We start from the raw sequence: 23,640 nt of genomic DNA, 5'->3' as shown, positions 1-23,640 counted from the left end.
TTTACATATTGATTGATTGTAAATATTTCAAGAACTATTCTTTCCACGCCGCAAGGCATACTACTTTATGAAAACCTTAGGAAAACTTTTTCTACTTCTGAGTTTCGTGGTTATCGGGCGCTGGTCGCGCCCCAATCCACCCGTCATCGTTACCACCTTCGGCGAGCTGACGGCCCCCGCCAACCAGCGTGCTGCCGCCAACAGGGCTCCGGTGCTGCTGGTGCGCCATACGGAGCCCGCTGGCTCACAGCAGGCTGCTTTTTCCAGCGCCCTGGCATTGTTTTAACCAAAAAAAGCGGCTTCTTTCGGAGCCGCTTTTTTTGGCCTGCGCCCTAGCTGATGCGGCTCCAGTTCACAGCCGTGGCGGGTAGGCTGTCAATGTGGTGGCGGATGTTGCCGTTTTCGGGCCGCGCCAGTTCCGGGTCTTCCGCCAGCAGCGACTGCGCGGCGGCGCGGCTCTCGCTGAGGATGCGCCCGTCCTTGGCCAGGTCGGCGATGAGTAGGTCGAGCACGCCGCTTTGCTGGGTGCCCATTAGGTCGCCCGGGCCCCTAAGCTTCAGGTCAATGTCAGCAATTTCAAAGCCGTTGTTGGTGCGCACCATCGTTTCGAGGCGGGTGCGGGCGTCCTTGCTCAGCTTGAAGCCCGACATGAGGATGCAATAGCTCTGGTCGGCGCCGCGGCCCACGCGGCCCCGCAGCTGGTGCAGCTGCGAGAGGCCGAACCGTTCGGCCGACTCAATCACCATCACCGACGAGTTGGGCACGTTCACGCCCACCTCAATCACGGTGGTGGCCACCATTATTTGGGTTTCCTTCTTCACGAAGCGGGCCATTTCGAAGTCCTTTTCCTCCGGCTTCATGCGCCCGTGCACCATGCTGATCTGCATCTCTGGGAAGGCGCGCGTCACGCTCTCGTAGCCGTCGGTCAGGTCCTTGTAGTCCAGGGTTTCCGACTCTTCAATCAGCGGATATACAATGTAGGCCTGCCGCCCGAGCAGTACCTGCTGCCGGATGAACTCGAACACTTTCAGGCGGTTGGCATCGTAGCGGTGCACCGTCACAATGGGCTTGCGGCCGGCCGGCAGCTCGTCAATCACGCTCACGTCGAGGTCGCCATACAGCGTCATGGCCAGCGTGCGCGGGATGGGCGTGGCCGTCATCACCAGCACGTGCGGGATAACGTGCGGGTTCTTCTGCCACAGCTTCGAGCGCTGCGCCACCCCGAAGCGGTGCTGCTCGTCCATAATTGTCAGGCCCAGGTTGCGGAACTGCACCACGTCCTCCAGCAGCGCGTGGGTGCCCACCAGCATGTGCATGGTGCCGTTGCGCAGCTCCTCGTGCAGCACGCGGCGCTGAGCCGTGCGGGTGCTGCCCGTGAGCTTGCCCAGGTGAATGCCCAGCGCGTCGGCGTACACCTTGAGGCCCTGGTAATGCTGGTCGGCCAAGATTTCGGTGGGGGCCATCAGGCAGCTTTGGGCCCCGTTGTCGGCCGCCATTAGCATGGCGATGAAGGCCACGATGGTTTTGCCCGAGCCCACGTCGCCCTGCAGCAAGCGGTTCATCTGCTGGCCGGCGCAGAAGTCCTTGTAGATGTCGTGGATGACGCGCTTTTGGGCCCCCGTGAGGTCGAAGCTGAGGTGGTTGTTGTAGAAGTCAACCAGCGTGGGCACTTGGTTGAAAATCTGTCCGGCCAGCGTCACCTTGCGTTGGTCCTTCTGGCGCAACAGCTTGAGCTGGATATAGAACAGCTCCTCGAACTTGAGCCGGAACCGCGCCGCGGCCAGCAGGTCCGGGTTTTGAGGAAAGTGAATCTGCTGCATCGCCTGGGCCTTGCCCATCAGCGCGTACTGCTCCACGAGGGCCGGCGAGAGCGTCTCGGTCACGTGGGGCAGCGCAATCTTCAGCAAGTCGGCCACCATGCGCATGATGGCCTTGCTATCCACGCGGTGGTAGTTTTTGAGCTTTTCGCTAGTGTTATACACCGGCTGCAAGAAGCTCTGGCCCGCCTTGGCTTCGGTCACTTCCTCCAGCTCAGGGTGGGCCATCTGGGGCCGCCCGTTGAACATCGTGGGCTTGCCAAACAGGATGTATTCCTTCTGGTTCTGCACGATTTGCTGCATCCACTTAATGCCCTTGAACCATACCAAGTCCAGGTCGCCGCTGGCGTCGCTCAGCGTGGCCGTGAGGCGCTGCTTGGGGCCCTCGCCCACCAGCTGGCGGTTGCGCAAAATACCCTTCACCTGCACATACGGCAGGTCTTCGTGCAAATCGACGACGTTGTAAAACTGCGTCCGGTCGAGGTACCGGAACGGGTAGCGCTGGATCAGGTCGCCGTAGGTGAACAGGCCCAGCTCCTTGCCCAGCAGCTGCCCCCGCTGGGCCCCCACGCCCCGCAAAAACTCCAGCCGGGTACTAAAGAAACTCATTTCATTTAACGGTTAACAGCATTATTTAACACGCCGATGGCTCCTTTGCGAGGCCAAAAACGCGCTGAATATATTGGCATTAATTAGCGCGAAACAATGCCAACTGGCGGTTGAAAATATCAAATAACTACTTGTATTTCAAGGTATTCAACATCTGCACCATGTCGGTTTTTACGTACTCAATCACCGGGGCCAGCGAGTCGTTGGCGGTGGCGGTTTGGAAGTACAGGGCCCCGCGCAGAAAGTGCCGGGTGCTGTCGGTGGTATAAAACTGAAACTGGCTCGGCACCTCGCCCGACAGCTCAAATACCGAGGCACGCATGCCGTTGGGCATTTTCAGCACGCGCTCGTCGATGGCCGTGGCCTTCACCTGGTGCTTGCCGGTGAGCTTGCGGGCGTCCTCCATCATCTTATTATAGAGGCGCCGGTCGCGGGCCACGTCCATGTACGTAATCTGCACGTTGGCGTGAAGTTGCGGGTAGTAAATGTTCAGCCAGTGCGGCTGCGCCATGTACGACGAGTCGCGCTTTACTACTGCCGACTGCGAGTACTCGAACGAGTAGGGGTGGTTGCCCGGCAGGGCCCGGTAGCGGTGCGGCGGCAGCACGATGCGGTTGTAGCCCTTGGGCTTGGGCGTGAAATCGGGCGCGGCCGTGCAGGCGGCTAGCCCAAGGGCCAGGGCCCCCAGCCACGCCAGCCGGCCCGCGAAGCGCGGCAAAAAAGTTGAATGTTTCACGGATTGCTATTAATGGTCGCCGCCGTTCAAAGGTACTCCCGCCCCGCCGCAACGAAAAAAGCCCCGGCGCAGTGCCAGGGCTTCTTGAAAGGATTGTTGCAAATAGGAGACTAGAAAGGTAGGCGGTCTAGCTCGGGCTCTTGCTGCAGGCTGGCCGTGGGCTCAGTTGCTTCGGCAGGCGCCGGGGCCCCGGCTGGGCCCCCGGGCCGGGCCCCCAGCATCGAAATCTCGTCGGCGATGATTTCGGTGATGTAGCGGGTTTGCTGGTCTTTGTCCTGATACTGGCGGGTGCGCAGCTTGCCTTCGATGTACACCTGCTGGCCCTTCTTGAGGAATTTGTCGGCCATATCCGCCAGGCCACGCCAGGCGGATATGTTGTGCCACTCGGTGCGCTCCACGCGCGTGCCTTGCTTGTCCTTGAAATACTCGTTGGTGGCGAGTGTGAAGTGCGCCACGCTCACGCCGCCTTCCAGGTGCCGCACCTCGGGGTCTTTGCCCAAGTTGCCTACTAAAATTACTTTGTTTACTCCGGCCATGACGGTAGGGGTTAAAATGGTAAAATGCGTTTTACCTCGCAGAGATTAAGGTACTATAAAAGTACGCACCAAAAAGTAAATTACCAAATAAATTAGCAATAGTGTTTTAGTTTTTGCCCAAATAATTGGCAATGAGCTGCGGCTTGGGCAACTCCTCAATTTCGGCTGGCGAATAAGCCCGCAGGCCCGTGTCGGCCAGGGCCGTGGCCGGCAGGGCCCCCGCCAGCCACACCGTATGGAAGCGCGCCTCCAGCTTCTGGTGGCTCAGCACGTGCTTGAGCAGGGGTGGGGGCCCCGGCTCGGCTGCGAGGCGGGTATCGAGCCGGCCACCCAAAACCTCCACGTGGCGTAACACCTCGGCCGCATCCAGCTCTAAGCCAGTGGTTTCAACCACCGCAAAGTCGTACAAGCCCTGCCAGATGTCCTTCTCGCCGCGCTTCTTTAAGTATATGGCCTCGCCGTGGCGCAGCACCAGGTAGTGCAGGTAGCGCACGCGCGCCGCCTTGGCCTTGCTCTTCACCGGCAGCAGCGCCACCTGCCCGTGCTGAAACGCCCAGCAGCTGTGCTGCATGGGGCAAAACAGGCAGTCGGGCCGCGCCGGCGTGCACTGCAGGGCCCCAAACTCCATGATGGCCTGGTTAAAATCGGCGGGCGCGGCGGCCGGAATGTGCTGATCGGCCAGCGCTTGGAACTCCTTGCGCGAAGCCGGCGCGGCAATGTCGGAGTGCAGCCCGAAAATGCGCGCCAGCACCCGGTACACGTTGCCGTCGAGCACGGCCACCGCCTCGCCGAAGGCAAAAGAGGCAATAGCCGCCGCCGTGTAGGGCCCCACGCCGCGCAGCTTCAGCAGGTTGGCGTAGGTGGTGGGGAACTGGCCGCCGTGCTCCTGCACCACTTGCTGGGCCGTGTGGTGCATGTTGCGGGCCCGGGAGTAGTAGCCCAGGCCCTGCCACAGGCGCAGCACCTCCTGCTCGGGGGCCCCGGCCAGGGCCTGCACCGTGGGGTAGGCCGCCAGAAAGGCCTCGTAATAGGGTAGGCCCTGCGCCACGCGGGTTTGCTGGAGAATAACTTCGGACAGCCAGATGGCGTATGGATCGCGGGTGTGGCGCCAGGGCAAGTCGCGGTGGTGGCGGGGGTACCAGGCCAGCAGGGCGGCGGCCAGAGCGGAAGGTTGGCGGGGAAGAATAGCCAAAATTTTGAGGACGAATAAATTGGGCCAGGGCCCCGATTGTGGTGGTTGATTGGGAAAAACCAAAAAAGAAGCTACCTTTGTGGCCCGATTTCATAAGCGAATCGCCTACCGGGCAAGGGCTTACGCGGAAAGCGGGAGTTTTTATTGCCCAGATTCTTATTTTTTTTACCCTAAGTACCTAACCAACGTGACCAAAGCAGAGGTAATCGCCGAAATTTCGCAGAAAACCGGCATCGAGAAAGCAGATGTGTTGATGACCGTAGAAGCCTTCTTCAAAGTGGTGAAGGATTCGATGACCGAGGGCAACAACATTTACGTGCGTGGCTTCGGTTCTTTCGTTAACAAGAAGCGTGCTCGTAAAGTGGCCCGCAACATTTCGAAAAACACGTCGCTCATCATCGAGGAGCACTACATCCCGAGCTTCAAGCCTTCGAAAACCTTCGTGGCTAAAATCAAAAACAGCAAGAAAGTAAAGACCACGGCTGCCAAAGCCTAGCTTTCGGTTGTTGATTACTAGCTAACTACCGGCTGTGCCGCCGGTGTCTTTCCGAAAATGGGAAGCCCGGCGGCCGGCTATTTTCTATGGCTGCTACCGCCTCTCGTCCCGCCGCTCACCAAGTACTGGTTCTGGTCCTCGCATTAGCGTTGGTCGGGGGCCTGTTTGTGCTCCCCAAGGGCATTGTGAAGCCCAAGGAAGGGAAGGCAGAGCTGACCAAGGATGCAGCCCGCACGGCCAACCGCGACGGTGGCGGCCCAGCCACCAACGGCTCCAAAGCCGATGCGTCGTCGGGTCCCGTATCGGCCGAGGCCGGGCCCACTACCTCCCCGGAGGGCCCCACGGCCGCCGCGCCCCACACCACCACTACCCCGGTCCAGCGCCAGGAGCTGAACCGCTTGCTGGGCCAATTTGCCAAAGCCGGTACCCCGGCCCAAAAGGCCGAGGCGGCCACGCTGCTGGCCCGCCGCTACGAGAACGTGCAGCGCTTCGACAGCGCCGGCTATTACTACGAGCAGGTGGCCGCAGCGCAGCCGGGGCCCCAGGCGTTGCAACAAGCGGCCGATGCTTATTTCCAGGCGTTTAGCTTCGCTTCTTCCGATGAGCGCATCAAAATGCTCGGTGGCAAGGCCCGCGAGCTTTATACCAAGGTGCTGGCCAAGAGCCCTAACAACCTCGACGCCAAAACCAACTTGGGCATGGCCTACATGGCCTCTGATAACCCAGTGCAGGGCGTAACGCTGTTGCGCGAGGTGCTGGCCGCTGACCCCAACAACGAAAAAGCGCTGTACGACCTGGGCATCCTGGCGGTGCAAAGCAACCAGTACGATAAGGCCGTGGAGCGCTTCCAGCAGCTGGTGAAGGTGAACCCGAAGAACGTGAATGCCCAGTTTTACCTGGGCGTAACCTCGGCCCGGACGGGGGCCAAAGAACAGGCCCGCGCTGCCTTCACGGCAGCCAAAAGCCTCAGTGCCGACCCCGCCTTGGCCGCATCGGTCGAGGAAGAGCTGGCCAAGTTGAAATAATTGTAATTCAATCCCAAAAACTTAACCCACAAGCATATGCCCTGCGGTAAAAAACGTAAACGTCATAAAATTGCCACTCACAAGCGCAAGAAGCGCCTGCGCAAGAATCGCCATAAGAAGAAGTAAGCCGCCCCTCGGGGTGCTTTGGTAGCCAGCAGTTTCGGTTCGGAACCGGCTGGCTGCCCATCTCTCACAGTAGCCTCCCGGATGCGGCGGGTGTGTGCTTTTCCCGTGGCTCGCGAGGGAAGTCAGAACTTTGGGTTCTGGCTTCCCTTTTGCTGGTTCTAGGGTATTGCTATATATCCGTCCCTCGGAGCTACTTTAACCAAACAAGACATTGAGTAATGAATTAGTCATTAATTCTACTCAGGAAGGCGAACGGATTGCGCTGTTGCAGGATAAGCGGCTCATTGAGTACCACTTCGACCGCAACGACACCAACTATTCGGTGGGCGATATCTTCCTGGGCACTGTGAAAAAGGTGATGCCCGGCCTCAACGCGGCTTTCGTGGACATTGGCTACGAAAAGGACGCGTTTCTGCATTACGGCGACTTGGGTGAGCAATACCCGTCGTTCACGAAATGGGCGCGGAGCGTGCAAAGCGGCCGGGCCCCCGCAGCCAACCTCGACCAGTTCACCTTCGAGCCACCCCTCGAAAAAGTGGGCAAGGCCGACAGCGTGTTCAAGAAAGGCCAGCAAATTGTGGTGCAGGTCATCAAGGAGCCCATTTCCACCAAGGGGCCCCGGGTGAGTACCGACATCTCGATGGCGGGCCGTTACCTTGTGCTGATGCCGTTTTCGAACACGATTAGCGTGAGCAAGAAAATTGTGAGCAAGGGGGAGCGCGACCGCCTCAAGCGCCTCATTGCCAGTATTAAGCCCGAAAACTTTGGCGTCATCATCCGCACCGTGGCGGAGGGACGCGACGTGGCTGAGCTGGACAAGGACATGCAAGACATGGTGGGCAAGTGGGAGCAGCTGTACACCACGCTGCGCACCGCCAAGCCCAACGACAAGGTGCTGGGCGAGCTGGGGCGCACGTCGTCGATGCTGCGCGACATGCTCAACGAGTCGTTCGACAGCATTCTGGTCGATGCCCCGGCCATGTACGAGGAGATGCGCGACTACTTGCAGAAGATTGCGCCCGACAAGCTCGGGCTGCTGAAGCTGCACAATACCAAAGTCAAAGTCTTCGAACAAACCGGCATTGAGAAGCAGCTTAAAACGCTGTTTGGCAAGACCGTGACCGTGCCCGGCGGCGGCTACCTCGTTATCGAGCACACCGAGGCCCTGCACGTCATCGATGTGAACTCGGGCAGCAAAAGCAACCAGGAGAACGATCAGGAAGCCACGGCTTTGATGATTAACCTACTGGCGGCTAAGGAAGTGGCTCGGCAGTTGCGCTTGCGCGACATGGGCGGCATCATCGTGGTGGACTTCATCGACATGCGCGCCGCCGAAAGCCGCAAGAAGGTGGAGGACGCCGTGCGCGACGTGATGAAGGCCGACAAGGCCAAATTCACGGTGCTGCCGATTACTAAGTTTGGGCTGCTGCAAATTACTCGGCAGCGCGTGCGGCCAGCCGAAACCATCGTGACCGGTGAGGTATGCCCCACCTGCGGTGGTACGGGCCGTATCTCAGCCTCCATTCAAGTGACGGACGATATCGACAACAGCATCGACGACTTGCTGGTGGCCCAGAACCAATCGGGCCTCACGCTGTCGGTGCACCCCTTCCTGTATGCCTACTACACAAAGGGCCTGGTTTCGCGCCAAATGAAGTGGTACTTGAAGTACTACAAGTGGGTGAAGCTGGTGAACGACAGCAGCTTGGGCCTCACCGACTACCGGATCGAGGACGAGCGCGGTGAAGAAATTCAGCTCCGCTCAATGGCTGCTGCCATGAGCAAAGTGCAAGACCGAGAAATCGAATTCACCGACTAAAATCGCTGATTAGACTTATCAACCGTGATTGCGCTGATTCTTGAGGCAATAAGGTTGACACATCAAAAAGCCCCGACTGCAATTTGCAGCCGGGGCTTTTTGTTGACACACTTTGACGAGCTAAAAAACTAGCGCAATCACGGTTAATCAGTCTAATCAGCAATTAGAACTTCATGCCCAGGTCAAGCGCAAACACGTTGTTTTTAATAGCAACGTCGCTGAAGCCCCGGGTCTTTTCGAAGTAGTGGTCGAGGTTGACCAGGCCACGGTGGTAGCTGAGGCCCGCCAGCAGCTTGGTGCTGTGGCCCAGCTGGTACTCGACCCCGGCTCCCAGCAAGGCGTTGACATCGAGCACGAAAACGTGTTCCGAAGCTTTAGTTTCGTTGTTGTTATTATAGGGATCCTGGTAGAATTTTTCGTTGTTGATGCGGGTAGCGATGGGGGCGGCAAGCGAGCCGCCGAGCTGGAAGTAGAGCCGCGTGGCGGGGGCCAACTCGTTGGTAAAGAGCTTGAGGGTAACGGGAAGCTCGATGTACTGGGTGGCAATTTTCTGGTTGACGCGGGTGCCAATCGAAGACGAAGAAAGCGGATTGCGTTCAGTGTAGGAAATAGTGCCGCCCTTACCCGTCAGGGCCAGGCCGGTGCCGAAGGCATAATTCTCACCGAAGAAATAATCCACAATTAGGGCCCCGGCGAAGCTGAACTTGCTGCTCTCGTTGGCAAAGGCGGTGGACGAGGGCGATTCGGCGCGCAGGTAGCTGACGGATGGTGACACTTTGACGCCGATTTCGACTTGGGCCGAAGCGGCCGTGGCGCTGGCCACGAGGGCGGATAGCACGAGGAATAGTTTCTTCATAAGATGGGGGCGAAAGAATGCGGCGGTAAGTGCGGGCCCGGGCCCGGGTTATGGCTAATTTTACCCGAAAGTAGAAACGCGTGGACAAGAAAAGAATTGCCAAATTAGGGCCCTGGTCCGTTTTGCTGGCCGCTGGGCTGGTCCTAGTGGGCTGTGGCCGCAGCCAACCCGCTGGCTGCCGGCCCGATGCCGCTGCCGATGCCCCCATGCCCGCCGTACAGGTTCAGCGGCTGGAAGCGGCGTTTTTTAAAATTCAGGGCCCCGGCGGCGCGGTGGCGTTTATGAACGCGCACCCGGCGTTTGCCCGTTTCTACTTGCAGCGGCGCACCGCCACCGATACCACTGGGGCCACCGCCCTGGCCCGCTTGGCCGCCGAGCCGCACCTGCGCGAGCTGGCGCAGCAAACGGCCGCCGCCTTCCCCGACAGCGCCGCGTTGGGCCGCGACCTGGGGGCCCTGTTTGGGCGGGTGAAGTATTATTTTCCGGAGTTTAGGGCCCCGCGGGCAGCCACGTTTGTGAGCGGGTTTGAGGGCAAGGATATTTTTGTGAACGACAGCTTGCTCGTGCTAAGCCTTGATTGGTTTGCGGGGCCCAAGGCCACGTTCCGGCCCGTGGAAATGCCGAAGTACATTCTGCGCAACTACACCCCGGCCAGCCTGATGCCCTCACTGGCGCTGCGGGTGGCCACCAAGTACAATCGCCACGAGCTGACAGCCAATACAATGCTCGACGCGATGGTGAGTGGCGGCAAGGCGCTGTACTTTGCGGGCCGGGTGCTGCCCTGCGCGCCCGATTCGCTGCTGTTGGGCTTTACCGGGAAGGAAGTGGTGGGCGTAACGGCCAACGAAGGCAAGATATGGGCCCACTTCTTGGAGCAAAACCTGCTGTACAACACCACACCTTTCACCATCCAGAAGTACGTGGGCGAGCGGCCTAATGTGCCCGAGATTGACGCCACCTGCCCCGGCCGGGTGGGCCAGTGGGTGGGCTTACAAATTGTGCGCAAGTACATGGACGAGCACCCCGACGTGACCCTGGCCCAACTCATGGCCAAACGCAACGCCCAGGAACTGCTCAACGAATCGCACTACCGGCCTAAGCGCAAGTGAGTTGGTTAATGTGTGAGTTGGAAGGAATGGATTAGTAATTCATTTGTAGCCATTCGCTCATTCACTGGCTCACTCATTCGCTCATTTACCGACTCACTCTATAAATGCCTCCGTGCACATTGCGGTCTTTAGCCAGTACCACACCAACCCAGACTGCCCTGCTACTAGCCGGCACTACGCATTGCTGGCCCACATCGCCCAAACGCACCGGGTAACGCTGCTCACCACGCCCGCCTGGCGCGGGCAGCGGCTAACGCAGGAGTTTCCGTGGGTGCCGGCCGGGGTGGAAATTTGTGAAGCCAACGTTCCGTACGACAATAAGATGGGCCCGGGGCGCAGGGCCCTGGCGTTTGCGCAGTACGCGGCGTGGGCGGTGCGGGCGGGGCTGCGCATGGCGAAGCCCGACGTTATCTGGGGCATCAGCACGCCGCTGACGGCGGCTTGGGCGGCTGCGCAGGTGGCGCGCTGGCGGCGGGTGCCGTGGGTGTTCGAGGTACAGGATTTGTGGCCGGCGTTTCCGGTGGCGATGGGCGCCGTGCCCACGGCCCTGGCCCGCCAGCAGCTGTTTGCGCTGGAGAAGCGCCTGTACCACAGCGCCCAGCACATTTTGCCGCTCTCGCCCGATATGACGCGCTACGTGACGGGCTTGGGCATTGCCGACGAAAAAGTAACCACCGTGCTCAACGGCACCGACCTCGACCTGGCCGCCCGCGCCACGCCCACGGCCGTGGCAGCGCTGCGGCAGGCGCAGGGCCTGGCCGGGAAAAAAGTGGTGCTATACGCCGGCACCTTTGGCCGGGCCAACGACATTCCCACACTGGTGGCGGCGGCCGAAGCGCTGGTAGCGGCCGACCCCGATGCCGTCTGGCTGTTTTTGGGCCACGGCTACCACGAGCCGCTGGTGGCGGCGGCGGCGGCGCGCTGGCCCGGGCGCATCCGGCTGGTGGGCGGGCAGCCGCGCCACGCGGTGTTTGCCTGGTTTGGCTTGGCCGACGTGGCGCTGGTGTCGTTTCTGAGCCTTCCGGTGCTCGACGCCAATTCACCCGCTAAGCTATACGATGCGTTGGCGGTGGGCACGCCGGTGGTCGTCACCAACCAAGGCTGGACCAAAACACTGCTTGAAACCCACGGCTGCGGCTGGTACACCCCGGCCGGCGATGCCCCGCACCTAGCCGCCCGACTGCGCGAACTGTTGGCCCAACCCGCGCAGCTGCACGCCGCGGGCCAGCGCGGCAGGGCCCTGGCCACCCAGGCATTTGACCGGCAACGGCTGGCCGCGGTGGTGCAGCGGGTGCTGGAAAACGCCGCGCAGTAGGGGCGGCTGCTGGGGCCCCCAGCGCGGTCAGCGGGCTTACTGGGGGCTAGCGCCTGGCTTGGCCGCCTTGGGCTTTGGGCTGGCTTTGGGCTGCGCTGCCTTGGGTTTAGCTACCTTATCTGGGGCGAGGCCTGCCAGCGGGGCCACGTTCTTTTCAAAGTATAAACAGCTGGGTGCCAAGGGGCAAATGCCGCACTTGGGGCTGCGGGCCACGCAGATGTAGCGGCCGTGCAGAATCAGCCAGTGGTGGGCTTTGGGGATAAGGGCCTGGGGGATGTGGCGGACCAAGCCTTTTTCGACGGCCAGGGGCGTGGTGGCGGTTTTAGGCACCAGGCCCAGGCGGTGCGACACCCGGAACACGTGCGTATCGACGGCCATCGCCGGTTGGTTGTAGATGACGGATACCACCACGTTGGCCGTTTTGCGGCCCACGCCGGGCAAGCGCTGTAGCTCGTCGAGCTGGCTGGGCACCTCGCCGCCGAAGTCCTCCGTCAGCATGCGGCCCAAGCCGGCTAAGTGCTTAGCCTTGTTGTTGGGGTACGAAACGCTGCGGATAAAAGGAAAAATGTCGTCGGCCGCCGCCGCGCCCAGGGCCCCGGGGGTGGGGAAGGCGGCAAGCAGGGCCGGCATCACCAGGTTCACGCGTTTGTCGGTGCACTGAGCGCTCAGCACCACGGCCACGATGAGCTCATAGGGATTGCGGTAGAGCAGCTCGGTTTCGGGGGCCGGGAAGTGGGCGGTGAAATAATCGAGGAAGAAGCGAAACCGCTCGGGACGGGTCATAAAGGAAGGATTGGCGCGGCCGGTAAGCAAAAAACCATCCCAGGCGCTGCGGTGGGCAGCGCTTGGGATGGCAAAGGTCGGGCGAAATTCCGGGGCCTAACTACCGGCCGGAAAGGTGCGCGAGTACTCTAAAATGCGGGCTGATACCGCCGGGCGGGGCTCGCAGCGCAGGCCTTCGAGGGTGCGCTGGGCCAGCAACAGGTCGGCGCAGGCTGTGGCCAACTCGGGGTCGTGCTGGAGGGCTTCTTCTATTTCGGGCAAGGCACTAGCTGGCAATTCGTTGTACACGTAGCGCAGTAGGGTCGTATAGGGTAAGGTTTGAATCATAGTAAGGTGGGTTTACGGCCATTTTCTTCCGTAGGTTTATCAGGGCGTAGCGCATCCGGCCAAGGGCCGTATTAATGCTTACCCCGGTGGCGTCGGCAATCTCTTGGAAGCTCAGGTCGCCGTAGTGGCGCATGAGCAGCACTTCCTTTTGGGCCGGCGGTAGCTCCTGGATGAGCGCCCGCAGGCGGCTGTGGGTTTCTTCGCGGGCCAGCACGTCGTCGGCCCCTTCCTCGGAGTGAGCGAGTGAGTTAGCTAGGGGCCCGTCGCCGTCGAGGCTGAGGTGGGGGGCGCGCTTGCCGCGGCGAAAGGCGTCGATGGCCAGGTTGTGCGCAATGCGGCACAGCCAGGGTCCAAACTTGCCTTCGTCGTTGTAGCGGCCACTTTTCAGCACGTGGATGGCTTTAATGAATGCGTCTTGGAGAAGATCTTCGGCCGCGTCTTCGTCGCGGACAATGAGCAGGATGGTCGTGAATGTGCGGCTTCGGTGCCGCTCAAGCAGCAGCGCAAAGGCAGATTCCTGGCCGGCCAGGTAAAGCGAAACGAGCGCGGAATCGCTCAACTGCATGGATTCCATAAAGGACTACGGATAAGGAGAACGTAGAGCTTGAATCGATAGTATGCAGCTTAAGAGATTACAGAAAATAAAACGGAAGATACCGGTTGCCAGTAGAGCGTTGCAAGCGGTTGCCAAATTTAGCGGCGCAATTGGTGCTTGCGCAAGGCAGTCGGAGCAAAAATGACAAAATATTTTCAATAAGTGGCGCAACCTTCCCAAAAACTTCACGTCGGAGCCCGATGTGCGCCCGGGGCCCTAGCCCTCGGCTTGGGCTAGCCAGAAATGGGCGGCGGCCTCGTCGGTAAAAGTGGCGATGCGGCAATCGGTGCTGGCGGCCGAAACCACGGCCGTAACGGCCTGCCGCGCCCGCAGCGGCGACACTAGAAACGCGAGCCGCACCGGGGCCCCGTAGCGCCCCCGCAGCCCCGGCGCAAAATTGGTGCCGAACCAGGCATTCACGGCGGGTTCCGTTACGTCTTCGCGGCGGCGCAGGTCGAGTAGCCAGCGGCTGCACCCGGCCGCATCGGCGGCGGCGAGTACGGCCTGGTAGCCGGCTTGTAGCTCCTGGGGCGTGACTTCGCGCTGCCAGCGGGCAATGAGGGCCGGCAGGTCAGGGCGGTACACGAGGTCGAGGCCGTGATTGGACATTGCTAAGGCTGGCGCGTTGCGCAATGTAAGCGCTGGCGGGGCGTACCGCAAGCGCTACCATGGACCCGGCGCGGGGCAGGCTACCTTTGCCCAGCGGGGCCGGCAGCGCGTGCTGGCCCGGCGTTTCTGTATGGACCCTGCTTCGCCCGCCGCCCCCGCGGCCCCCCACGACCCCTACGCGGCCCTGCGCCTGCCCGATTTTCGCCGCTACGTTACGGCGCGCGCCCTGTTCTCCATCGCCACCCAAATTCAGGGCGTCGTTGTGGCTTGGCAGATTTTTAAGCTCACCAACGACCCGCTGGCCCTGGGCCTCATCGGGTTGGCCGAGGCCATTCCCAGCATCACGGTGTCGCTCTACGCCGGGCACGTGGCCGACTCGGTGCGCCGCAAGCGCATTGTGGTGCCGGCGGTGCTGGTGCTGGTGCTGTGCGCCTTCACGCTGTGGTGGCTGGCCCACCCCTTGCAAGAGGCGCTGCTGGAACGCGGCCGCCTCAACCTCTCGGCCCTGCACGCCACCGTGGTGTGGCCGCTGTACCTGGTTATTTTCGTGAGTGGCATTGCGCGCGGGTTTCTCAGCCCGGCGCTGTTTGCCTTCATGCCGCAGCTGCTGCCCGACCGCACCCACTTGCCCAACGCCATCACCTGGAGTTCCACAACCTGGCAGGCGTCGGCGGTGCTGGGGCCGGCCATTGGCGGGCTGCTCATCACGTACCTGGGCATCGAGTTTGCCTACGGCGTCGATTCGGTGCTGGAAACGCTGGCGCTGCTGTTTTTCGTCAGTATTGCCAGCCGCGAGCTACCCCCCATCGAGGGCGAGCGCCTGGGCCTGGCCGAAAGTATCACCAGCGGTATCAAGTTCATTTTCAGCAATCAGCTGGTATTGGCGGCGTTGTCGCTCGACATGTTTGCGGTGCTTTTTGGGGGCGCGGTCGCGCTGCTACCCTTTTTCGCAGCCAACGTGCTGCACAGCCCCGGCTCGTTTGGCAGCCTGCGCGCCGCTCCCGCCGTGGGCTCGGTGCTGATGGCCATTTTCCTCACCTTCTCGCCCCTCAAAAAAGGTGCGGGCCGCAAAATGTTGTGGGCCGTGGCGGGCTTTGGGGCGGCCACGGTGGCCTTTGCGCTGTCGCGCAACATCTACCTCTCGTTTTTTCTGCTCTTCCTCACCGGCGTGTTCGATGCCGTGTCCGTCATTGTGCGCTCCACTTTGGTGCACACCTACACGCCCGAATACATGAAGGGTCGCGTGTCGGCCGTAAATAGCATTTTTATTGGTAGCAGCAACGAAATCGGCAGCTTTGAGAGTGGCGCCGCCGCCAAGGCCATGGGCACCGTGCCCAGCGTAGTTTTTGGCGGCCTCATGACGATGGGCATCGTGGCCTTCACCGCTTGGCGCGCCGATAAGCTGCGCAAGCTGGAAATGGGCGCGGGCAGTAAATAGCCGCCCGCTGGGGCCCTGGGGGCCTTAGTCGCAGCGCACGTAGGGCCGCAGCTTGGCCCAGTCGTCGGGCTTGAGGGTCGGGATTTGCTGCAAGTCTTCGGGCTTGTGGTAGGGGCCGTGCTGCTTGCGGTAGGCCACGATGAGGCGCGCCAGCGGCTTGCGGATGTAGGGGTGCAGGTACAGCTCGTCGAACGTGGCGGTGTTGACGTTCACCAGCTGCGGCGCGAAGCCCGGCCGCACGAACGTGTACTTGCGCAGGCTGTCCACCAAGTCGGGGGCGTCGCGCAGCACGAATATCTCGCCGAGCTGGTCGGGCCGCAGGTATCCACCAAGCTGGTTGCGGTACTGTACCACCCACTTGGCCCGGCCCGCGCCAATGCCGCGGATTTGCATGAGTTGCGTGGTGTCGGCTGCGTTCAGATCGAAGGGCTGGAGATGCTTGGGCTTGCTGGGAAATTTGTTGGGGAATTTGCTGTCGGCGAAGGGCGGGAATTTGCTGGGGCCCCCAGCGGCGTAGGCCGGCCGCTCGCCGCGGCCTGGCAGCGCCTCGGGCAGCTGCATGAAGGGCGCCAGCCGCTGGTACACCGAATCTTCCAGCCCGTACATCTTCTTAATCTGCGCCTTGGCGCGGAAGCCGCCCGCCGCGTCGCGGTACTTCACGATGCGCCCGGCCACGAAGTGCGGTACGCCGCGGGCCTCCCAGCCCTCGGCCGTGAGGGCGTTGGGGTCGAAGGGCCCCAGGGGCACTTGGGCCACGGCGGGGTAGCGCGCGGCCCGCTCGAAGGGGCGCGGGGCGTAGGTGCGGCCCGGGGCCCTATTGGCGGCCAGGTTGGCCGCCAGCTGGTCGAGCTGCTGCTGGTCGGCGGCGGGCAGGTACTGGGGTTGGGCGGGGTGCCAGAGCAGCGGCAGCAACAGGGCCCCGGCCAGCACGGCCAGCAGCCCCACCATGCCCCGGGCCTCGGCGCGCGAGTAGCCCATGTAGCGCCGCGCCCAGCGCAGGGGCCCCGCATCGGCCCAGGAGCGCCGGGGGCGCGGCGAAGGTTTCATATCGAAGAGGTTGAGCACCAGTCGAAACAGGTGCGAAAACTGAAGGGTAGGATGGCTGGACGCTTTAGCAGGTGCGCAGCCTCTGCAATGTTACTGGGTTAGCGGGGCCCCAAATAGCGCCATTGGTAATTGAGCAGAGTTCTAGTAGTGTCCAGGGCCCTCAGCGGCTGGCGTGGGCTGATACCCAATCGCCGATGATTTGCAAGGCGCTGGGCGCGAAGGTCTCTTCAATGGTGCCGTACTCGCTGACGGCCCCGGTGGAAGCGGTTTGGAACAGGTGGTTGAGGCCGGGCAGGGCTTGGGTGGTCACGTCGCGGTTGCCGCCGGCTTTGAGGCCCTGGGCTAGGGCCGCCAGGTTGGGGGCGGCGGCTACTTGCACGTCCTTCATACCATCTAGGGCCAGCACCGGGCAGTGCACGTGGGGCAGGGTTTGGGCGGGGCGGTCGGCCAGCAGGTGGCGGTAAGCGGGTGAGAGCAGCACGTTGATTTTCCCGTCGGCCTGCGCTAGGGCCCCCGGGCTGGCCGCGCCGCCGGCCCCTAGCAAGGGGCGCAGCTGAGCGCGGGCCTGGGCATCGTCGGGCGTTTGCTCCACGATGGTCAACAGCTGGCGCTGCGTTTTTTCGGTGCTCTGCAACTGGGTCGGGGTGGCGCCGGCCAACTTATTCAAGGCCAGTACTTGCTGCACAATCAGCTCATTACCGGGCAGACCGGGGGCGGCCAGCAGCACTAGGAAGTTGGGGCCCTGGGGCTGGCTGGTGGCGGCAATGGCGGCGGTGCCGCCCTCGCTGTGGCCCAGCAGCCCCACGTGCGCCGGGGCTATTTTGGGCTGGGCTCGCACGAAGGCCAGCGCCGCTAGGGCATCGGCGGCGTAATCGGCGCTGGTGCTCGTGGCCTGCGAGCCGCCCGACTGACCCACGCCGCGGTCGTCGAAGCGCAGCACGGCAATGCCGCGCCGGCTGAGGTAGTCGGCCAGCACGGCAAAGGGCTGGTGGCCAAACAGGGTTTCGTTGCGGTCTTCGGGCCCCGAGCCCGTCAGCAGTACCACGGCCGGGAAGGGCCCCGGGCCAGCCGGCGTAGTGAGGGTGCCGGCCAGCACCACGCCGGCCGCGGCGTTAGTAAAAGTCACGTCGGCCGCTTGGTACGGGAACGGCGGCTTGGGTGCCTGGGGCCGGCGGGGGCCCGCCGGTGCTCCCGCCGCGGCGCGGGCCAGCGTGAGGGGCAGGGCCTGGCCGCTCTGGTGCCACTCACCCACCAGCTGCTGACTGGCGGCGGCGCGGCGGCCGGCAAAGTAGGCTTTGGCCTGGGGGAAGCGCAGGTACACGCTGTCGGCGGTGGGGGCGGTGAATTGCAGCGGCAGGCCCCGGGCGTTTTGCAAGGGCACGTCGAGCGTGGCTGTGCAGGGGCCCCCGGCGGGGTCGGTGAGGTGGGCCGTGAGGGTGAGGGGCCCCAGCGTGCCCGTCCAGTCGCCGGTGAGGCTGGCGGGGCTTTGGGCGTAAGCCCCAAAGGGCAAGGCCAGCAGCGCCGCCCGGCTTAGGAGCCCGCTGGCCTGCCTGGCAGCGTCAAAGAATAGCGATAGAAACATGCCGCAATACTACGGCCGCCGGGCCCTAGCTGCGGGCCCGGGCGGGGTGGGTGGGCTTGCGCGGGGCGGGGCGCTTCACGGTTACGGGCAAGGGGGCCCCGGGTAGCTTGGTTTGGAGCGCCACCCAATCGTGGATATTCTTCAAAGCTTCGGGCGAAAACGTGGGCTGCTGGGCCCCGTCCACCACGGGCCATTCCTCCAGCTCGGGCTGAAACAGGTGGTTCACGCCTTCGAGGCGCGTAGCCGTGGCTTGGCGGTGGGCGCGGCGCAGCGCCTTGAGCATGGGCGACATGTTCTGGCGCGCCGACACTTGCAGGTCCTCTGTGCCGTTGAGTAGCAGCACGGGGCACTGCACTTGGGCCAAGCGAACTTGGGGGTCGAAATCAAAGAAATAGCGCGACCAGGGTGAGGTGAGCTGCGCCGCCCGGGCCTTGGCCATGCCGGCATCAATGCCAGTGTTCACGCCGGCGAGCAGGGCCGTAACCTTGGTGCGGGCCACGGCATTGTCGGGCGTTTGGCGGATGAGGTACACCGTGCGCTCAAAGGCATCCTGCGCGGCTTTTACCTGGCTGGGGTCGGCCCCAATCAGGCGCATGATTTCGCCCTGCTGGTGCCGCAGCACCAGCGAGCCGGGCTCGCCGTAGCCGGCCAGCGACACCACGAATGCCGGCGTCCGGCCGCTGGGGGCCCCGGCGGCCAGCAGGGCCACGTTGGCCCCTTCGCCGTGCCCCACCAGGCCCACCCGCCCGCCCGACACCAAGGGCTGGGCGCGCAGGCAGGCCATGGCGGCCTGGGCGTCGGTCATGAGGTCGGCGGTGGTGGCGGTGGCGTAGGTGCCTTCCGACTTGCCCACGCCGCGGTCGTCGAAGCGCAGCACGGCAATGCCGTGGCGGGTGAGGTAGTCGGCCAGCTGGCCAAACATGTGGTAGCCCGATACTTCGGCGTCGCGGCCCTGGGGCCCCAGGTCAGAGAGCAGCACCACGCCCGGGAAGGGGCCCTCGCCGGCCGGCACCGTCACGGTGCCGCTGAGGTGCTTGCGGGTGGTAGAATTGAGGAACGTGACGTCGGATTCGCGGTAGGGCGGGGCAGCACGCAAGCGGCTGGCGGCCTGCTTCGAGGCCACGGCGCGCACCAGCACGAGCGGTGCCGTCAGGCCCGGCTGCGTCCAGGTACCGCTCAGGCTGGCCCCGTCGCCGATCACCTTACCCACGAAGCGGCTGCCGGCCTGCTCGATGCGCAGTGTAAGGTCGTCGCCCTTGAGCTCCACCTCCACCGGCATGCGGCTGATGCGCTGCTGCGGCGCGTCGAGGGCCGCGTAGTAGGTGCCGTTGCTGAGCGGCACGATGGTGATGTACAGCGTAATCTCGCCGCCGAGCAGCTTCAGGGGCCCCTTCCACTGGCCGTTGAGGGGCGCGGGGCCCGCCGGTGGGGGCCCCGCCGCGCGCAATGGCTGCGCCAGCGAAGCAAGAAGTAAGAACGCGGCGAGAATAAATTTAATCATAAAATAATGATAATAAAATTAGCTCAGAAATGATGGTGGGGGTATTTAGGGTTTAAAAATACAAAAAACGCTTCAATGTTAAGAAATTTCTCGGCGAATGGTGGCTGGGGCCCTGTATTTGGCCGCTGGGCGGCGGCCCAGCGGCGGTGGGCTTCCTTTGCGGGGCGGGCCAAATGCAGCCTGCGCCCGCAACCTTTTGCCCCCTGCCCGCTGTTAGCCTGTCTATGCCCAAAAATGACGCTCTGCAAGTGGCCGCCCCCGCGGCCGACCCGATTGACCAACTCGACCCCCGCGAGTTCATCCTCATCAAAAACGCCCGGGTTCACAACCTGAAAAACCTGAGCGTGGCCTTGCCCCGCAACCAGTTCATCGTCGTCACGGGCCTCTCGGGCTCGGGCAAGTCCAGCCTTGCCTTCGATACCTTGTACGCTGAGGGCCAGCGCATGTACGTGGAAAGCCTGAGCAGCTACGCCCGGCAGTTTTTGGGCCGCATGGACAAGCCCGATGTGGACTACATCCGCGGCATTTCGCCGGCCATCGCCATCGAGCAGAAGGTCAGCATCAAGAACAACCGCTCGACGGTGGGCACCAGCACCGAGATTTACGACTACCTCAAGCTGCTGTTTGCGCGGGTGGGGCGCACGTTTTCGCCCGTGAGCGGCGCGCAGGTGCAAAAGGATAACGTGGCCGACGTGGTCGATTTTTTGGGGGCCCTGCCCGACGGCACCCGCGCCACGGTGCTGGCCCCGCTGCCGCCGCTGGCCCCCGGTCGCACCCTTACTAAGGAGCTGGACTTGCTGCTGCAAAAAGGTTACAGCCGCGTGGTGGTGGGCGGCGAAACCGCGTTCATCGAAGACCTGCTGAGCGTGGGGGCCCCGGAGCCGAAAGGGGAGGTGTTCATCATGATTGACCGCGCCGTGCTGCACCCCGGCGACGAAGACCTGCTGTTTCGCCTCTCAGACTCGGTGCAAACCGCGTTTTTTGAAGGCCACGGCACCTGCATCCTGCGCCTGAACGACGACGAGACGCGCACCTTTTCCGATAAGTTTGAGCTGGACGGGATGACGTTTGAGGAGCCGAGCGTCAACTTTTTCTCCTTCAACAACCCGTACGGGGCGTGCCACACCTGCGAGGGCTTCGGCTCGGTGCTGGGCATCGACGAGGACCTGGTGATTCCGGACAAGAGCATGACCGTGTACGAGGGCGCCATTGCGCCCTGGCGCACCGAAAAGCAGGGCGAGTGGCTGAAGCCGCTGCTGAAGAACGGCATCCGGTTCGACTTCCCCATCCACCGCCCCTACAGCGACCTAAGCGAGGCCGAGCAGCGCCTGCTGTGGACCGGCAACAAGCACTTCCAAGGCCTCGACGCCTACTTTAAGTGGGTGAGCGAGCAGAGCCACAAAATCCAGTATCGGGTGCTGCAAAGCCGCTACCGGGGCCGCACCGTGTGCCCCGACTGCCGCGGCACCCGCCTGCGCAAAGACGCGCAGTACGTGAAAATTGACGGCCGCAGCATTGCCGACGTGGTGCTGCTGCCCATCTCGGGGGCCCTGGAGTTCTTCGCCGGCATGGCCCTGAGCGAACACGAAGCCAAGGTGGCCGAGCGCCTCGTCACGGAAATCACCAACCGCTTAGGTTATCTCAACCGCGTAGGCCTGGGCTACCTCACCCTCAACCGCTTGAGCAACACGCTGAGCGGCGGCGAGAGCCAGCGCATTTCGCTGGCCACATCGCTGGGCTCGGCGCTGGTGGGCTCGATGTACGTGCTGGATGAGCCCAGCATCGGCCTGCACCCCAAAGACGCTGAGCAGCTGATTGGCGTGCTGCGCTCGTTGCAGGAGCTGGGCAACACGGTGGTGGTGGTGGAGCACGAGGAGAAGATGATGGAGGCCGCCGACCAAATCATCGACATCGGCCCCGAGGCGGGCAGCGGCGGTGGCCACCTCATGTTCCAGGGCACGTACCCCGAGCTGCTGCGCGACACCGCCACCTACACTGGCAAGTACCTCAGCGGGGCCCTGGCGGTGAACGTGCCCGCCGTGCGCCGCCCCTGGCGCAACGCGCTGGAGCTGACCGGGGCCCGCGAGAACAACCTCAAGAACGTGAGCGTGAAGGTGCCGCTGGGCGTGATGACGGTGGTGACGGGCGTATCGGGCTCGGGCAAGTCCACGCTCATCAAGCGCATCCTGGCCCCGGCCCTGATGAAGCAGCTGGGCGGCGGCGCGGGCGAAAGCACCGGCAAGTTCGACAAGCTGACCGGCGTGCAGGGCCAGGTGTCGCACGTCGAGTTCGTGGACCAAAACCCCATTGGCAAGTCGTCGCGCTCGAACCCGGTGACGTACGTGAAGGCCTACGACGCCATCCGCACGCTGTTTTCGGACCAGCCGCTGGCCAAGGCGCGGGGCTTCAAGCCCTCGCACTTCTCGTTCAACGTGGACGGCGGCCGCTGCGAGGTGTGCCAGGGCGAGGGCCAGGTGAAGATTGAGATGCAGTTCATGGCCGACATCTACCTGACGTGCGAAAGCTGCGGCGGCCGCAAGTTCAAGCAGGACGTGCTGGACATCAAGTTCCAGGACAAGGGCATCGACGAGGTGCTGGAACTGACCGTGGCCGACGCCGTGCAGTTCTTCAAAGGCCAGCCCAAGGTGGCCGAGCGCCTCCAGCCGCTGGAAGACGTGGGCCTGGGCTACATCCGCCTTGGGCAGTCGGCCAACACGCTGAGCGGCGGCGAGGCCCAGCGCGTGAAGCTGGCCTCGTTCCTCACCAAAGGCGCTACGCTGCAGCAAGATAAGATCTTGTTCATCTTCGACGAGCCCAGCACCGGCCTGCACTTCCACGACATTGCCAAGCTGCTGGGGGCCCTAAATGCGCTGATTGAGCAGGGCAACTCGGTGCTCATCATCGAGCACAACGTGGACATCATCAAGTGCGCCGACTGGCTGATTGACCTAGGCCCCGAGGGCGGCCTCAACGGCGGCCACCTGCTGTTCGAGGGCACGCCCGAGGACCTGGTGAAGCTGAAAGACACCAACCACACGGCCCGCTTCCTGGCCGACAAAGTATAGGGCCCTATGCAGCTCGGAGCGGAAATAAAATTCACGGTAGGCACGGAAACGTTCCTTGATAGCACCGTATCGAAGGGCAGCGTAGGCGTCGTCTTTGAGGATGACGGTGATACCGGCTACCTCTACGCTGTGGCGCCGGGAGCCGAAATAACCATCCTTGACGCGCTTCATGTGTACGATGTCGCCAGTGTAACCGACCGACATATTCCTGTGAAGGCTCAGTTATTTTGGACAGTAGAGGAAACGGCGGCCGCGCTCGTCATCAACGGCCACTGCCACGCGCTATACGATTTCCAGCGCCGGGCCGGGTTTTGCCGCAGCGCCTTCCCGCCCGCGCCCCACGGCCAAGTTCCCAAGCGCGAACTGACCGACGAACTGGTGGAGCAGTATTTCGGGGCCTGAGCTGGCTACTGGCCGCGCTGGCGCATTTCCTGGCGCCGCATGGGCATTTTGTCCACCGTGCCGAACAGGTCGTCGGGCGTCAGGGGCGTGGCGCTACTGCGCTTAGCCCCGCCGTCTTTGCCCACCAGCACCACGCCGAACGCCGGCGGCCGCAGGCCCAGGCGCTGCGCCAGCTGGCGGTCGGCGGGGCTTAGCTGGTCATAGAGCACGCTGACGGCTTGCATGTCGCGCGCTTGCAGCTCGGCGGCGGCGGGGGCGAGCAGGGCCTGTTGGCGCTTAAAATCGGGGTTATCGGCGCTGGGGGCCCCAATTAGCAGGAAGCGGTGCCGGTCGCGGCCAGCGCGCAGGGTTTGCTGCAAGGGTGCCGCGGTGGGCGTTTGGGCCGCCGCCCAGGGCAGGGGCCCCAGAAGCGCGGCCATGAGGAAACAGAAATATTTCATGATGAATTGTTTTTCAACGAAGAGCCGTTAACCTTGCGGCCCCCTTCGGGCAACGCAACGCTAACAAAAACCGCTGGCTTTTTCGTTTGGCAGCCAGGCTTGCAGATGAAAAGTGGCAACTCGGAGAGTGGGGCGCGGAATTGGCCGGCTGGCTAGGTTACCAACCAAACCAGGGGTGCTGCTTTGCTCGTAATTACCTTTCCCCTGCCTCTGTA

22 protein-coding genes are annotated in these 23,640 nt (G+C 62.9%); 9 read left to right on the top strand and 13 right to left on the bottom strand.

Annotation, left to right across the window (positions count from 1 at the left end; translation table 11 throughout):
- The first annotated feature begins 67 nt into the window (after positions 1 to 67).
- A complete protein-coding gene (locus tag EAH73_RS19120) occupies positions 68 to 286 on the top strand; it encodes a hypothetical protein (RefSeq protein ID WP_140469033.1) in 219 nt (72 codons plus the stop codon).
- A 46-nt stretch (positions 287 to 332) separates the two neighbouring features.
- Here the strand turns inward: EAH73_RS19120 and recG are convergent, their stop codons facing one another.
- From recG to mutY, 4 genes are all read right to left on the bottom strand, one after another.
- Positions 333 to 2,426 (bottom strand): ATP-dependent DNA helicase RecG, encoded by a 2,094-nt coding sequence (gene recG / locus EAH73_RS19115; RefSeq protein ID WP_140469032.1) that lies wholly within the window; start codon positions 2,424 to 2,426, stop codon positions 333 to 335.
- 127 nt (positions 2,427 to 2,553) lie between these two features.
- Positions 2,554 to 3,162 carry a gliding motility lipoprotein GldD gene (gene gldD, locus EAH73_RS19110; protein ID WP_240047342.1) on the bottom strand — a complete coding sequence of 203 codons (609 nt, stop codon included), beginning with the start codon at positions 3,160 to 3,162 and terminating at the stop codon, positions 2,554 to 2,556.
- 110 nt (positions 3,163 to 3,272) lie between these two features.
- Positions 3,273 to 3,698, bottom strand: coding sequence for a single-stranded DNA-binding protein (locus tag EAH73_RS19105; RefSeq protein ID WP_140469031.1), 426 nt, complete (start codon positions 3,696 to 3,698; stop codon positions 3,273 to 3,275).
- 106 nt (positions 3,699 to 3,804) lie between these two features.
- A complete protein-coding gene (gene mutY / locus EAH73_RS19100) occupies positions 3,805 to 4,890 on the bottom strand; it encodes an A/G-specific adenine glycosylase (RefSeq protein WP_240047341.1) in 1,086 nt (361 codons plus the stop codon).
- 79 nt (positions 4,891 to 4,969) lie between these two features.
- Here mutY and EAH73_RS19095 point away from each other — a divergent pair, with 79 nt between their 5' ends.
- From EAH73_RS19095 to EAH73_RS19085, 3 genes are all read left to right on the top strand, one after another.
- Positions 4,970 to 5,386, top strand: a complete 417-nt coding sequence (locus tag EAH73_RS19095) for an HU family DNA-binding protein (RefSeq protein ID WP_262711096.1) — start codon at positions 4,970 to 4,972, stop codon at positions 5,384 to 5,386.
- Between the two features lie 86 nt (positions 5,387 to 5,472).
- Positions 5,473 to 6,411 carry a tetratricopeptide repeat protein gene (locus EAH73_RS19090; protein WP_140469030.1) on the top strand — a complete coding sequence of 313 codons (939 nt, stop codon included), beginning with the start codon at positions 5,473 to 5,475 and terminating at the stop codon, positions 6,409 to 6,411.
- Between the two features lie 337 nt (positions 6,412 to 6,748).
- Complete coding sequence (locus EAH73_RS19085) at positions 6,749 to 8,356, top strand: ribonuclease E/G (RefSeq protein WP_170214100.1); 1,608 nt, start codon at positions 6,749 to 6,751, stop codon at positions 8,354 to 8,356.
- 163 nt (positions 8,357 to 8,519) lie between these two features.
- Here EAH73_RS19085 and EAH73_RS19080 read toward each other — a convergent pair whose 3' ends face one another.
- Positions 8,520 to 9,212: a porin family protein gene (locus EAH73_RS19080; protein WP_140469029.1), complete on the bottom strand. Its 693-nt coding sequence runs from the start codon at positions 9,210 to 9,212 to the stop codon at positions 8,520 to 8,522.
- Positions 9,213 to 9,418: 206 nt separating this feature from the next.
- Here EAH73_RS19080 and EAH73_RS19075 point away from each other — a divergent pair, with 206 nt between their 5' ends.
- Together EAH73_RS19075 and EAH73_RS19070 are read left to right on the top strand one after the other, a co-directional pair.
- Positions 9,419 to 10,321, top strand: a complete 903-nt coding sequence (locus EAH73_RS19075) for a gliding motility lipoprotein GldB (RefSeq protein ID WP_140469028.1) — start codon at positions 9,419 to 9,421, stop codon at positions 10,319 to 10,321.
- 112 nt (positions 10,322 to 10,433) lie between these two features.
- Entirely contained in the window at positions 10,434 to 11,636 is a 1,203-nt protein-coding gene (locus EAH73_RS19070) for a glycosyltransferase family 4 protein (protein WP_140469027.1), read from the top strand.
- Positions 11,637 to 11,672: 36 nt separating this feature from the next.
- Here the strand turns inward: EAH73_RS19070 and nth are convergent, their stop codons facing one another.
- The 4 genes from nth to EAH73_RS19050 all read right to left on the bottom strand — a co-directional run bounded on the left by nth (position 11,673) and on the right by EAH73_RS19050 (position 13,950).
- The gene (gene nth, locus EAH73_RS19065; RefSeq protein WP_140469026.1) at positions 11,673 to 12,419 is read right to left on the bottom strand and encodes an endonuclease III; all 747 of its coding nucleotides are present in this window, start codon (positions 12,417 to 12,419) and stop codon (positions 11,673 to 11,675) included.
- Positions 12,420 to 12,515: 96 nt separating this feature from the next.
- Positions 12,516 to 12,680, bottom strand: coding sequence for a hypothetical protein (locus tag EAH73_RS19060; RefSeq protein ID WP_240047340.1), 165 nt, complete (start codon positions 12,678 to 12,680; stop codon positions 12,516 to 12,518).
- Positions 12,681 to 12,684: 4 nt separating this feature from the next.
- Positions 12,685 to 13,320 (bottom strand): RNA polymerase sigma factor, encoded by a 636-nt coding sequence (locus EAH73_RS19055; RefSeq protein ID WP_140469025.1) that lies wholly within the window; start codon positions 13,318 to 13,320, stop codon positions 12,685 to 12,687.
- A gap of 237 nt (positions 13,321 to 13,557) precedes the next feature.
- On the bottom strand, positions 13,558 to 13,950 hold the full coding sequence (locus tag EAH73_RS19050) for a hypothetical protein (RefSeq protein ID WP_140469024.1): 393 nt from the start codon (positions 13,948 to 13,950) through the stop codon (positions 13,558 to 13,560).
- Positions 13,951 to 14,080: 130 nt separating this feature from the next.
- On the opposite strand from EAH73_RS19050, the gene EAH73_RS19045 reads away from it, so the two are divergent.
- Complete coding sequence (locus EAH73_RS19045; protein ID WP_140469023.1) at positions 14,081 to 15,388, top strand: MFS transporter; 1,308 nt, start codon at positions 14,081 to 14,083, stop codon at positions 15,386 to 15,388.
- 24 nt (positions 15,389 to 15,412) lie between these two features.
- On the opposite strand, the gene EAH73_RS19040 is transcribed toward EAH73_RS19045, so the two are convergent.
- From EAH73_RS19040 to EAH73_RS19030, 3 genes are all read right to left on the bottom strand, one after another.
- Positions 15,413 to 16,435, bottom strand: coding sequence for a ComEA family DNA-binding protein (locus EAH73_RS19040; protein ID WP_140469022.1), 1,023 nt, complete (start codon positions 16,433 to 16,435; stop codon positions 15,413 to 15,415).
- A gap of 160 nt (positions 16,436 to 16,595) precedes the next feature.
- Complete coding sequence (locus EAH73_RS19035) at positions 16,596 to 18,017, bottom strand: alpha/beta hydrolase family protein (RefSeq protein ID WP_140469021.1); 1,422 nt, start codon at positions 18,015 to 18,017, stop codon at positions 16,596 to 16,598.
- 25 nt (positions 18,018 to 18,042) lie between these two features.
- Positions 18,043 to 19,518, bottom strand: coding sequence for an alpha/beta hydrolase family protein (locus EAH73_RS19030; protein ID WP_140469020.1), 1,476 nt, complete (start codon positions 19,516 to 19,518; stop codon positions 18,043 to 18,045).
- A 224-nt stretch (positions 19,519 to 19,742) separates the two neighbouring features.
- Here EAH73_RS19030 and uvrA point away from each other — a divergent pair, with 224 nt between their 5' ends.
- Positions 19,743 to 22,583: an excinuclease ABC subunit UvrA gene (gene uvrA / locus EAH73_RS19025; RefSeq protein ID WP_140469019.1), complete on the top strand. Its 2,841-nt coding sequence runs from the start codon at positions 19,743 to 19,745 to the stop codon at positions 22,581 to 22,583.
- Between the two features lie 6 nt (positions 22,584 to 22,589).
- Complete coding sequence (locus tag EAH73_RS19020; RefSeq protein WP_140469018.1) at positions 22,590 to 22,985, top strand: DUF2251 domain-containing protein; 396 nt, start codon at positions 22,590 to 22,592, stop codon at positions 22,983 to 22,985.
- A gap of 5 nt (positions 22,986 to 22,990) precedes the next feature.
- Here the strand turns inward: EAH73_RS19020 and EAH73_RS19015 are convergent, their stop codons facing one another.
- The gene (locus EAH73_RS19015; protein ID WP_161599609.1) at positions 22,991 to 23,404 is read right to left on the bottom strand and encodes a DUF4174 domain-containing protein; all 414 of its coding nucleotides are present in this window, start codon (positions 23,402 to 23,404) and stop codon (positions 22,991 to 22,993) included.
- Positions 23,405 to 23,640 lie beyond the last annotated feature (236 nt).

The sequence above is a fragment of the Hymenobacter nivis genome, from assembly GCF_006439025.1.
GTDB classification, from domain to species: Bacteria; Bacteroidota; Bacteroidia; order Cytophagales; family Hymenobacteraceae; genus Hymenobacter; species Hymenobacter nivis_A.
This window is presented reverse-complemented; position numbering and strand designations above follow the sequence as displayed.